This window comes from Synechococcus sp. RS9907, assembly GCF_014279615.1.
Lineage (GTDB): Bacteria > Cyanobacteriota > Cyanobacteriia > PCC-6307 > Cyanobiaceae > Parasynechococcus.
This window is the reverse complement of record NZ_CP047944.1, coordinates 2,414,458-2,426,048: the sequence shown is the minus strand read 5'-3', so window position 1 is coordinate 2,426,048 and position 11,591 is coordinate 2,414,458. Positions and strand designations below refer to the sequence as shown.

Here is an 11,591-nt window from a genome sequence, read left to right as displayed (position 1 = left end):
CCATGGAGGGGGGTTTGATTCAGCCCGATGCAACTCCTCTCCAGGCTCCGTGCTGCGCGAGGGGCTCGTTGTTTACGCGAGGAGCGTGTCAAAGAGTTCTTTGACACGCCCGAGAACATCGCGTCTTGTTGAAGGTGTGATCTCTTCTTGTGCATCAAGGCTGTTCAAAATCTCCTTGCGTTCACTGATCAGCTGACTGAATCTTTCCAGGAGTACAGGTTCTTCTTCGACCAGCTCCGCAATGGCCTGTCGATCAATCTCAAGAATGTCAGATTGACTGTGGCTTCGAATTGTTGCACTTCTCGGTGCATCGGTGAAGACTGTCATTTCTCCACAAATGTCGCCACTTCGCAGCTTGGCCACTTCAGTTGTCTGTCGCTCTGCGTTTGATTTGACGATTGACACTTGCCCGTCAATCAGCATGAACAGAGAGTCTCCGGATTCCTGTTCGACGGCAATGATTTCTCCAGGGCCATAGGAGCGGATCGGGCTCATTTCGAGCAGCTTGCTCAGCTGCTTGTCAGAAAGGATCGAGAAAAGATGATTGCGTTGTAAAAGTTCGGCAGCGATGTTCTGCAGACGGACCGTATCTTGTTGTGCTGTTGTTGCTTCCTCCTCCACTGTGCTGGTCAGCCGCACGTCGCGAACGCTGAAGGGGAAGCTGAATCCCTCGCGACGCAGTGCATACCAAAGTTGTTCTTGAAGATCGCCGCGAAGTGTGCGGTTTTTCCCGTAATCATTGAGCCAGTTAATCCATTCATAATTGACTGTGCTCTCTCCAAATGATTGGATTCTTACGACGCACGCTGGGTTGCGAAGCACCAGGGGATGATGCTCGGAAATGTGCTTCATGATGGATTTAGCCACGTGAGGTGGCATGTTGTAGTCGAGTCCGATCTCGAGCCGGGTGGCGTGGGCTCCGTTGGTTGTGAAATTTCGGATGCTTTTGGAGTTTGTATTGGCATGGGGCAATGTCAGCCTTGAGCCATAAAGACAGTTGAGCTCCGTGTCTCTCCAGCTGATCGACTCAACGCGCCCAATCTGTCCTTCGATTTCAACCCAATCGCCTTCTCGGATCACCCTTTCGAGCTGCAGGCTCAATCCACCCACCAGATCCTTCAGGGGATCCTGGGCAGCTAATCCCAGCACCGCCGTCAAAACAGCGGATGTTGTCACCAATCCAACCAGGTCGATGCTGGATTGCTCCTGCAGCGTCAGCGTCACCAACAGGCCGCTGCCAATGATGAACAGCAGATCTCGCAGGATTTTGGGGCTTGATGGGAGGAGTCGCAGTTTTGGCAGCAGTTCGAGAACCAGCCAGATGATTGAGCGACTGATGGCTACGGCAACGACAATGCTGATCAGGACATTGAGGTCAATTCCCGGAATGTGTGGGATGCCTAGTGCTTCCGTGGATTGCTCCGCTGCTTTGACAATCAGTGCAATCCAGAAGTAGCGCCAGGGAACGGGTGGAATGTGAAATCGTCTGCAAAGGCGCTGGGTCAGTAATCCCACGAACAGCACTGTCAGCACCAGGAACCATTGCAGTGCCACAGACATGACGAAAGGGTTGGATCGGTGGGAGTGTTTTCAGTGCAGGTCGCCTGGGTTCAGGCCGCAGTGGATTGGCGTTTCAGTGGGTTTTGCTGAGTTGCGCTGACCACACCCCGCCATAGAGCACTGTCCAGTTCGACCATGCGTCGCTCTTTGGTCGCCAGATGAATCGGTACGTGGGTGAAAAAATTGTTCCAGTAGCCAATCACCAGATTGGTCTTGCCGCTCATGCCTGCATGAACTGCATATTCAGCCAGCAGGTAGCAAAAGACTGCATCCGAGGCGTTGGCGGCGACGCTGCGGATGTGATAGCTCGGATCGAGGTATTTAATGCTGATGGGAATCCCCCTTTCGCTAAAATGAGCCACTATTTTTGTTTTGAGTAGCTCGCCGATATCATCTTTGAGTACGTTGCCCGAGGCATCAATGCGTGTTTGTGTGTCTTTGAATAAGTCTTGTCCGGCCCCTTCTGCGACGACAATCACAGCGTGATTATTTTGTGCAAGTCTTGTTTGAATTGCTTCGTTGATGCTGCTGGGGCCATCAACTTCAAAAGGGGTTTCAGGGATCAGGCAGAAGTCAACCACGGAGTTGGCCAAGGAGGCGGTGGCGGTGATGAAGCCCGAGTCGCGACCCATCAATTTGACAATGCCAATCCCATTTTCAGCTCCTTCAGCCTCGGTGTGGGCTGAGGTGATGATATCTGCGGCGATTTGAACAGAGGTTTCAAAGCCAAATGTCTTCTCAACAAATCCCAGATCATTGTCAATTGTTTTCGGGACGCCGACCACGCTGATGCCGGCGTTGCGGCGGTTGGCGGCTTCGGCGATGGCCTGGGCTCCCTTGAGGGTTCCATCGCCGCCAATGCAGAACAGGATGTTGATCTCTCTGGCTTGAAGTTCATCCACTATCTCTTCTGGGTCCTGGTTTCCCCGTGATGAACCGAGAATGGTTCCACCCTGTTTGTGGATCTGATCCACGCTGGATGATGTCAGGCGGATCGGTGGATGCTGTGATTGGCGGGTCAATCCTTTGTATCCGTAGCGGATGCCAAGAATGTGCTCCACGCCATAGCTCTCCTCCAGCACATTGACGAGGCCCTTGATCACATTATTCAGTCCTGGACAGAGGCCTCCGCAGGTGATGATTGCCGCTTTTGTTGATTCGGGGCGATGAAAGATCTTCTGGCGGGCTCCTGCTTTTTCGAAGGCGGGTAGTGATCCACCGGACTCGAATTGCTTCTTCAGGTTCTTGATCTGGCTGGAAAAGGCGATTGTTTCCTCGTCGCTCACGAAGACTTCATGGGTGCTGGGATTGGCGTGCTCACCTGGGCCCAGTTGTTGGACCTGGAAATCAAAATCACTGGGGTTGGCGAGGACGTTGTCGTATGCCATTCCCGGCAATCCCGTTGAGTCGACTCAATCTGACAACGGTGGCTTGCTTCGGCAACGTGATGTCAGCCCGTTGATGTGCTTTTCGTTGCCGGTTAGAGCCGGTCGCCGCTGTCGCTGGCAACCTTGATCAGAGAGTGGCTTCCGGTGATTAAACAGGCAGGTTTGCTTCAGGTGGCTGGGCTGCTGTTGCTGTCCAGTTCTGTGTGGGTTCAGCCGTCCCATGCGGCGCAACCGCGCATTGTGGAAGTGCCGGCGGGCCCGGCGTTTGTTCAACTGCCAGGGGCATCAGAGGTGACAGCCCGTTCTGGCCAGGCTTTACGAACCAACTCCGTGCTGCGGACCAATCAGCCGGGGCGGATGCAGGTGCTGCTTGGTAATGGTCGTCAATTTCGGATGGGAGGCGATGCCCAGCTGCGGTTGGGTTCATCCAACGTTGAATTGCTGAAAGGCTCGATCATTGGTTGGGTTCAGCCTGGACTCCACCAAGGGAATCCTTTCCGAATCAAGACGCGCCTGGCAACTGCTTCCATTCAGGGAACAACAGTGTTCATTGAATACACCGAGGAGCGTTTCAAGGTTTTCAGCTGGGAAGGCACCGTTACGGTGGAGACCCGCAGCGGTGAACGCTTCACCCTGACCAGCGGCCAGCAGCTTCTGCTCGATCTGAAGCAACAGATGGATGCCGTCAGCACCCGTCTGGATGGCCTGGAGGCCAGTCTGTCGGCGTTGGAAGCTGAAACGCCCGGTTTTCCCCAGTGGGAACGTCCTCAGCTCATCCCGCGGAAGGACGCGGAACACCGTCTGGAGAACAGCCCCCTGATCAATGGATTTTCCCAACCGTTGGAGACGTTGCCGGTGATTGAGCGTGAACTGGGGCTCTCGGCTCCCTCCCCTTGAGTCGGTTGCGTCGCCGTGTGCTGTTCGCCATTGTTTGGCGTCTCTTCCTTTTGTTCCCCTGGTTGCTGGCGCCGGCCCTGAACCGTGCCGATGCGGTGGGGAGGCAACTGCTGTTTCAGTGGCGCGGCTCGCTTGCCACACCAGACGATGTTGTGTTGCTCGGGATTGATGAGGCGTCTCTTGATCCTCAACTGTCCGACTTTGGTCCCTGGCCCTGGCCCCGTGCACAGCAGGCTGCATTGGCGCAAGAGGTGCTCAGCCAGGGAGCCCGGCGCGTTGTCTTCAACATCGTCCATGTCGGGCCCAGCAGTTTCGGCCCTGACGATGATCAGGCTTTCCAGGATGCTCTCAAGCCTTGGCAGGACCAGGTCCTGCTCAGTGCCTCTCTGGTGAGTCAGCAATGGGAGGGTCTGGAGCAGGTCCAGCTGAGACGTCCCTGGGATACGGGTTTTCAGGTGGGTTTGTCGGCCTTTTCCATCGATGCCCTCGGCATCGTGCAGGCCGTTCCGGGAACGGAACAACTCGAGCAGATGCTGGCACCGTTCCCCCGTCCCCATCCACATCCCATGGCCCATTTGGCGGCTGATGTTGGGACGGGTTTTGGGGATTACGGCATTGACTTCCTGGGGCCCAGTGGCCAGTTGCCGCTGGTCCCTGCCTGGGCTGTCAGTCGACATGCGGGGGATCTTTGGCGCGACAAAGTTGTCGTGATCGGTTCGACGGCTCCTTCGCTTGGTGATCAGCTTGAGACGCCGTTTGGTCAGCAAAGCGGATCCGAGGTTCTGTTGTCGGCGATCGCCGGATTGCAGAGCGGCCGTGGATTTCGCGGACTTGATCGTGAGCTGCTGGTGGTGGTTGTCGCGGCGTGGGCGTTGCTGTGTTGCTGGCGCCTCTCCCAGCCATCGACAGCTCTGGGAACGGCGATGGCCACCGCTGGTTTCACGCTCTTGGCGTCGGGATCAACGGTGCTGGCCTGGTGCTTCGGTCTCTGGTTGCCGGGAGCTGCCTTGCTGCTGATGCCTCTGGTAGCAGGCGTGGTGAGGACTACGGATCAGTTCCACAGGGAAAGTGCTCAGCGGAAATTTCTGCATTCGGTTCTGTCACGACGGGTGTCGCCGAATCTGATGCGTGACATGTTGCGCTCCAGTGCTGACAGCTGGACCCGTCTGGGTGGTCGGTGTGAACGGTGTGTGGTCTTGTTCACGGATCTGGTTGGATTCACGGCCCGCAGCAACGTGATGGATGCGGAGTCGCTATTCGCTTTGCTGAATCGCTACTTCGAGGCGATTGCCGCGCCAGTCCTGGCGGAGCAGGGGCTGTTGGACAAATTCATCGGTGATGCGCTGATGGCTGAATTCGGCGTCCCGGTTCATCGTGGTGACCGTGCCGAGGCCTTGGCAGCTGTTCGCGCTGCGCTGGCCATGCAGGCCAACCTTGATCAGCTCAACCACGCCTTGGAGATCGAGGGCGTGGAGCCCCTGCGTCAGGGCATCGGCATTCACTGCGGTGAGGTGATGGCTGGCAATCTCGGTTCCAGACATCGCCTGGAATACACCGTCATCGGTGCGGCAGTGAATTTGGCCAGTCGCTTGGAATCATTGACGCGGCAATTCCCCGATTACCCGATCCTGATGAGCGGAGACGTTCGGGACCTCATTGCGGATGTGGTGGTTGTCGAGGAGTTGGGTCTCCATGCCGTGAAGGGATGGCCACAACCTGTCGCTGTGTATGGCTTGGTTGCACTCCATCCCCACGAACCGGAGTGATGTTCTGCGCTGCTGGAGCTCAGCCGGCGTCGACCACTTTCTTCTGCCCTTGAACGTAGGCCTCAAGCACGTGATTGGGGATCAGCTCCCGCTCGGCTTTGCCGGAGAGCAGGTAATCGAGAATCGCCTCGCCGCTTTGCGGGTTGGTGGCGAAGGGAATCTGGTAGACATCGCACAGGCGACCGAGGGCTTCGATGTCGGCATGGTGCGGGTGGGACGACAACGGGTCGCGGAAGAAGATCACGCCACAGATGTTTTTGGTGGAGATGAGCGTTCCGACGGCTTGATCACCGCCAAGGGGGCCTGAGGCGACTTTCCGGCTCAGGCAAAGACCTGTTTTCTTGTACAGCATGCTGCCGGTCGTGCCCGTTGCGATCAGTGGGAATTTTTCAAGTTTGTCTGAATGCATATCGCAGAACTCCATTAATCCCTCCTTCATGTTGTTGTGAGCGATCAGGGCCAGATATTTCTTGCTATCGACATAGTTTTCTGCAGCCACCTGTTGTGCTCTAGCGGTTCCAATGGCCTGGAAGTACTGCTGGAATCGCATCGCTAGGGCTTGCTTTTCCTGCAGGAATTGATGGAAGTCATGAATAGTGAATCGTCCGACGGTTGAAGGCTCAATTGCCTTCACAGTGGCGAGGCGCGTTGCCTCTTCTGAAAAGAGGCTTTCACCCAGGAAATCCCCCTTTTGTTGAAGGGCCAGCTGACGCTCGCCATCGAGGATCTGCACTAATCCATCGATGATGAAGATCATCGAATCAGCGGGTTCTCCCTTGCGCATGACCGTGGCGTCGTTCTCGATTGCTTCGATCGACATGTGGGCGGCTAGCCGTTCAATCTCGGCAGCGTCAAAGGAATGTTTAAGGTTGCTTGCGCTTTGTAAGGCGTTGATCAGGTCGTTGCGATCCATGGGTCTTCGGTACTTGAGAGGACCTTAAGGGATTTTTCGTTTTTGGGCTGGCTTGTTCATTGGTATTTTCTGTTCTTCAGGACTTGATCCTCATCGGGAATCAAGCCATTACGTGACTCAGTCGGTTGTGATTGCGCGTGGCAGGGGTGAATTCCTGTGTTTACTTCGCTTCGGAATGAACAAGGTGCGACCCCGCTCCTCTTAAAAGAAAAGTGTTGATGCCATGCTTGGAGATGGCGCATTTAATTTCTGCTAGCGCCAATGCGATTGCCTAGATTCCTGCGTTGTTGCAAAATTGAAGCGCTTTGGTCGCAGCGCTGTAATAGAAGATGATCGTTAGGACTCTGAGCGGCTTGAGTTATTGATGAAGGTTGCTCCTGCTCCAATTGTGATCTCAAGCTGCTTGATCTGGAGTCGTTGATTCAGGACTTGCTTGCTCTCTCCCGTACACAGGGAGGGGCGAGTTGAAGGTTTCTTGACTCAATAAATATCAATAGGCTGCTTTGGTACTCTTATGTGAGGGCCATCCTGCTTTTGCAGGTTGCTCTTGGATCTTAGTGATGAAGATGTTTCCTGGTTTCCCCCCCAATGTTGCTAGCGTTTTGATTGCCTTGGTGGCACTCATCTTCGGTGATGTGTTCTGCCAAGAGGTCTATTCCAACAATCGCAGCACGTTCCCTGGTCGAAGGGTTGGTGGGGGGACTCGCGGTGAGTGCAGTGGGCGCATTTTGGTTCACTTAGTTCCGGAGAACAGTGTGTTTGCCCCTGGGGCGTCAGGCACCCTTGGACTTGTTCAAGGCCCAACGGCCAATCCTTTCAGTCTCGAGCTGAGTTTTCAGCCAGAAGGGGATGGTCCCGGAACCACCCGTACTTTGCCGGCGGCCCCAGCCAGTTTGACCCTCATCAGCCAGGCGTCCACCACCGTTCCAACCATCTGGGAATCGAATTTCAACTGTGAAACCGGTGATGGTGTCGACAACCTGCAAGACCCTCTCGCATTTGTACAAACAACCTTCCCTCCTGTGCTCAGCTTGCTTGTGCCGGATGCTGAGCCTGTTGACCAGCCAGTGCAATTGGCCTTGGCCTCGCTGCGTGCCAAGTGCGGGGGCACTGTCCCCTCCGTTCAGACTTTGGCGAAATTTGGACTGGCTGATCTAGTCACTGACGAATGGCCACAGCAGCTACCAGTGCGCTGCCCGTCTTGAACCCTGAGTTACGAACGCTTCAGACAGATGCTTTCGTGTGCTCGAATTTCAACTCACTTACATCCAGGGGTTCATCGCGTCCTTTGACTTGAATCTGACCCCAGTGGTTCAGCAAAAGTTTGTCGCGGAAGGCCTGGGGCAAGAGTTCAAGTGTGGCGCTGGAGAGCAGGACACGAAGCACACCCTCATGGAGATCCTTCTGATAGCTCTCCAAGCGCGAAGCGCAGTTCACGGCATCGCCGATAACTGCGTATTCGATCCGCTCGGGACTGCCCATAGAGCCCACCAGAGCTTCGCCGGAGTGAATGCCCATGCGCACGCGCATGGTGGGAGCTCCCTCAGCAATCAACGCTTCATTCAGTCGTTCCAGGCCGTCTTTGATTTCGAACGCCGCTTCGATTGCTGCCTGCGCCTCGGTTGAGGGATCACAGAGCAAGGGGACGCCGAACACGGCGAGCATGCCGTCGCCGGTAAACTTGTTCACCATCCCGGCTCGGTTGGTCACTGCTGGGACACAGACCTCCATACCCCGGTTGAGCCAGTCCATCAGCTCCCGTGGGCTCAGTCCCTCGGAGACGCTCGTGAAAGATGCCGTGTCGGTGAACAGTGCGGTGATGGGCAGCTGCTGCCCCATGAAGCGTCCGTTGCTCAGCAAGGCGTCGCGCTGTTCCCAGAGTTGCTGGGCAACTGCCGGGGAGGTGGTCTGACCGAGCAGTTGGCGGATTTGCTGAGAATGCTGCTGACTTTCCACACCGCGGCGCAGCCATGCCGCCCCACTGAGGGTCAGCAGACCCGACAGGGGCATGGCCATGCCCACCCAGATGTGATTCCACAGCAGCAGTGTGAATCCCCCAGCGCTCCCTCCCGCCAGGAACACCACCACGAGGATGCTCATCCTTTGCTTGGGAATACGTTCACCGAGCACCAGGCCGCAGGTGGCGAAGCCGATCACCAGCAGCAAGTTGCCCCATCCAGGCATGATCCCGCCCTGATAGAGCGTTGCGTTGCGTTCATCGATCAGGGTGGCTAGCCGGTTGGCATGCATTTCGACTCCTGAAACACGGAACAAGGTTTCCCCTTGATCGAACCGCGTATGGGCGACCTCAAAGAGGTCGCGTAATGACTCGGCCGTGCTGCCGATCAACACGATGCGATCGCGCATCTTGTCCTTCGGCACCCTGCCGTCGATCAGCTCCGACAGGGAGTAACTCGGATAACTACCGGGTTCCCGTAAACGCAGGAGGCGCTGATATCCCAGGCCGGCATTGATTTCGTTGACGTAGCCACCGCCATTGGCGCTCAGCCAGGCGCCTTGGTGCGTCCCGGCCTCAAGGGCAGCACGGATCGAGGTATCCCCTGTGGCGACTTCCAGCACGCGCATGGGGAAGGACACGGTGGCCTCGTCCTGGCCGGTGACATGCACCAGATCGCGGCGCAACACGCCATCCGCATCAAGGCTCATGTCGTTGTACGACTGCCGCTCGCTGGGAGTCCCAGGCACGGGGCCGATGTCCGATGCCACGTTGAAGATCGAGACCAGGGTGGGTTCGTCGCGGAAGCGATCCCGCAGGCATTGCTGATTGGGCCCGACCCCCTTGTCTCGGTAGATGTCAAACCCGATGGCATCGACGCCGGCGGCATTCAGTGCATCGAAGGCGTCGCAGAACAGACCGTCGTCGATCGGCCACCCGAAGCGTTGAATGTCACTTTCTTCGATGCCCACCAAGGTGATTGGCGTGTCCTGTCCGGAACCTTCAGCCCTCTGGCTGGTGATCAGGTCGTAAAGCACCAGATCAATGGTCTGGGCCAGGCCGGTGCTGCGCAGCAGAACCAACACCACCACGGCGGCCAGATAGGGCCCAGCGGTTAGGACCAGCTGGCGAATGCGCTTCATCCCTCGAGATAGGTGGTCTGATCCAGACTGGTCTTGAGATGGCTCATCAGCAGCCTGGCGTCTTCGATCTGCAATGTTCCGCGTTGGATCGCCGTTTCCGAGGCCTGCCGCAACCGTTCCAGCATCAAGTCGGGGTTGTGTTGCATCTCTTCGAGCACATCGGCGTTGGTGTGACCCCGCACCACGTGATCGAGCAGGTAGCCGTTGCCTCGGGGGTTGAGACGCACATGCACCGCGTTGGTGCTGCCGAAGAGGTTGTGGAGATTGCCCATCACCTCCTGGTAAGCCCCCCCTAGGAACATGCCGATCCAGTAGGGCTCTCCATCGTTGAGGGCATGCAATTCGAGCAGGGCTTTCTCGGCGCCGCCGTCGATGAACCGCGACAACTTGCCATCGGAGTCACAAGTGAGGTCGGCGAATTGCCCAAGCTCGCTGGGGCATTCATCGAGGCGATGGATCGGCATCACCGGAAACAGCTGATCGATCGCCCAGGTGTCGGGTGCGGAACGGAAGATTGAGAGGTTGGCGTAATAGGTCCAGGCCAGCGCGCGTTGCAGGCCGCGCAGATCCTCGTGGATCGGTTCGTCGTTGGGCAGGCGTGCGCTGATTTCTTTAGCGCAGGTCCAGCTCAGCTGCTCCGCCAGCGCGCGTTGGTTCAGCCGGATGTATCCCAGCCGGAATGCCGACAGGGCATCCTCCCGGAATTTAATCGCGTCATTCCAGGCCTCCTGCAGCAATGAGGGGTCCGGCGCGTCCAGTCCTCGGATGCGTTGCAGGGTTTCGCGCAGGTTGGCCACCGGCAGCGGTTCATCGGACTCCTGGGCGGGTTCTCCCTCGGGAGCGCGACCGCAGCCGAGCACGTTGAACACCAACACGGAAAAGTGACTGGCCAGGGCCCGGCCGCTTTCACTCACCAAGGTGGGGGCGGGGACGCCCAGCGGCACACAGCATTCGCGAATGGTGGCGACGACGTCGTTGGCGTAGTTCTGCAGCGAGTAGTTGGTGGACGCGGCGGTGGCGGTGCGGCTGCCGTCGTAATCGATGCCCAGGCCTCCACCCACGTCGAGGAATCCCATCGGGGCCCCCAGGCGTGTGAGTTCCACGTAGATCTGGCCGGCTTCCTGAAGGGCGTCCTTCAGCACGGCGATGTCATTGATCTGACTGCCGATGTGGAAATGCAGCAGGCGCAGATCCTGCAGCAGACCGGCCTCCTTGAGGGCCTCAACGGTTTGCAGCATCTCGGTGAGGTCCAGGCCGAACTTGGCGCGGCTACCCACGGAACTGCCCCAGCGGCCGGTGCTGCGGCTCGAGAGCTTGGCGCGAATGCCGATGAATGGGGATGCGCCCAGGGCCTGGCTGGCATCGATGATCCGCTGTATCTCGTCGGCCTGCTCAATCACCACCACCGGTTGGTGGCCGAGACGCCTGGCCAGGATGGCCGTCTCGATGTAGCGACGGTCCTTGTAGCCATTGCAGATCAGCAGCGCCTGCTGGTCCTGCATCAGCGACAGGGCAATCAGCAGTTCCGCCTTGCTACCGGCCTCCAGGCCGAAACTCCAGCGCTGTCCACTGTCCACCAGCTGCTCCACCACATGGCGTTGCTGGTTGCACTTGATCGGAAACACCCCCTGGTAGCGACCCTCGTAGTCGTAGAGAGAGATAGCTCGGTCAAAGGCGGCATGCAGTCGCTCGAGACGGTCTTCGAGAATGTCGTCGAAGCGGATCAGCACCGGTGGGTTCAGGTCACGGGCGGCCAGGCCCCTTACCAGCTCCACGAGATCGAGCGATCCACCCCGATCGCCGCGGGGCTGCACCACCACATGGCCCCGTGAATTGATCGAGAAGTAGGGGTCGCCCCAACGGTCCAGGCCGTATAGCTCGGCACTGCGGGCCACGGACCAGGACCGATCGGTTTCGGCCAGAACCATGACCCTTTAACGATGGAATAGTTGAAATGTAGGGACAGGG

7 protein-coding genes are annotated in these 11,591 nt (G+C 57.6%); 2 read left to right on the top strand and 5 right to left on the bottom strand.

Annotated features, from left to right (window positions below):
• Positions 1 to 72 precede the first annotated feature (72 nt).
• Both SynRS9907_RS13145 and SynRS9907_RS13140 read right to left on the bottom strand, forming a co-directional pair.
• The gene (locus SynRS9907_RS13145) at positions 73 to 1,560 is read right to left on the bottom strand and encodes a mechanosensitive ion channel family protein (protein WP_188021326.1); all 1,488 of its coding nucleotides are present in this window, start codon (positions 1,558 to 1,560) and stop codon (positions 73 to 75) included.
• A gap of 50 nt (positions 1,561 to 1,610) precedes the next feature.
• The gene (locus SynRS9907_RS13140; RefSeq protein WP_188021325.1) at positions 1,611 to 2,948 is read right to left on the bottom strand and encodes an ATP-dependent 6-phosphofructokinase; all 1,338 of its coding nucleotides are present in this window, start codon (positions 2,946 to 2,948) and stop codon (positions 1,611 to 1,613) included.
• Positions 2,949 to 3,134: 186 nt separating this feature from the next.
• Here SynRS9907_RS13140 and SynRS9907_RS13135 point away from each other — a divergent pair, with 186 nt between their 5' ends.
• Both SynRS9907_RS13135 and SynRS9907_RS13130 read left to right on the top strand, forming a co-directional pair.
• On the top strand, positions 3,135 to 3,845 hold the full coding sequence (locus SynRS9907_RS13135; protein ID WP_188021324.1) for a FecR family protein: 711 nt from the start codon (positions 3,135 to 3,137) through the stop codon (positions 3,843 to 3,845).
• Positions 3,842 to 5,611, top strand: a complete 1,770-nt coding sequence (locus SynRS9907_RS13130; protein WP_255445924.1) for an adenylate/guanylate cyclase domain-containing protein — start codon at positions 3,842 to 3,844, stop codon at positions 5,609 to 5,611. Before SynRS9907_RS13135 ends, SynRS9907_RS13130 begins: the two co-directional genes overlap by 4 nt.
• Before the next feature lie 19 nt (positions 5,612 to 5,630).
• Here SynRS9907_RS13130 and SynRS9907_RS13125 read toward each other — a convergent pair whose 3' ends face one another.
• The 3 genes from SynRS9907_RS13125 to speA form a co-directional block, all read right to left on the bottom strand.
• Complete coding sequence (locus SynRS9907_RS13125) at positions 5,631 to 6,524, bottom strand: methylglyoxal synthase (protein WP_188021323.1); 894 nt, start codon at positions 6,522 to 6,524, stop codon at positions 5,631 to 5,633.
• Between the two features lie 1,224 nt (positions 6,525 to 7,748).
• The gene (locus SynRS9907_RS13120; RefSeq protein WP_188021322.1) at positions 7,749 to 9,623 is read right to left on the bottom strand and encodes a CHASE2 domain-containing protein; all 1,875 of its coding nucleotides are present in this window, start codon (positions 9,621 to 9,623) and stop codon (positions 7,749 to 7,751) included.
• Positions 9,620 to 11,551, bottom strand: a complete 1,932-nt coding sequence (speA, locus tag SynRS9907_RS13115) for a biosynthetic arginine decarboxylase (RefSeq protein ID WP_188021321.1) — start codon at positions 11,549 to 11,551, stop codon at positions 9,620 to 9,622. The genes SynRS9907_RS13120 and speA overlap by 4 nt, the downstream gene beginning before the upstream one ends.
• Positions 11,552 to 11,591: the final 40 nt, after the last annotated feature.

Coding starts and splice junctions, on each gene's coding strand:
- SynRS9907_RS13145 (WP_188021326.1), bottom strand. CDS start 1,560: ATGTCTGTGGCACTGCAATGGTTCCTGGTGCTGACAGTGCTGTTCGTG.
- SynRS9907_RS13140 (WP_188021325.1), bottom strand. CDS start 2,948: ATGGCATACGACAACGTCCTCGCCAACCCCAGTGATTTTGATTTCCAG.
- SynRS9907_RS13125 (WP_188021323.1), bottom strand. CDS start 6,524: ATGGATCGCAACGACCTGATCAACGCCTTACAAAGCGCAAGCAACCTT.
- SynRS9907_RS13120 (WP_188021322.1), bottom strand. CDS start 9,623: ATGAAGCGCATTCGCCAGCTGGTCCTAACCGCTGGGCCCTATCTGGCC.
- speA (WP_188021321.1), bottom strand. CDS start 11,551: ATGGTTCTGGCCGAAACCGATCGGTCCTGGTCCGTGGCCCGCAGTGCC.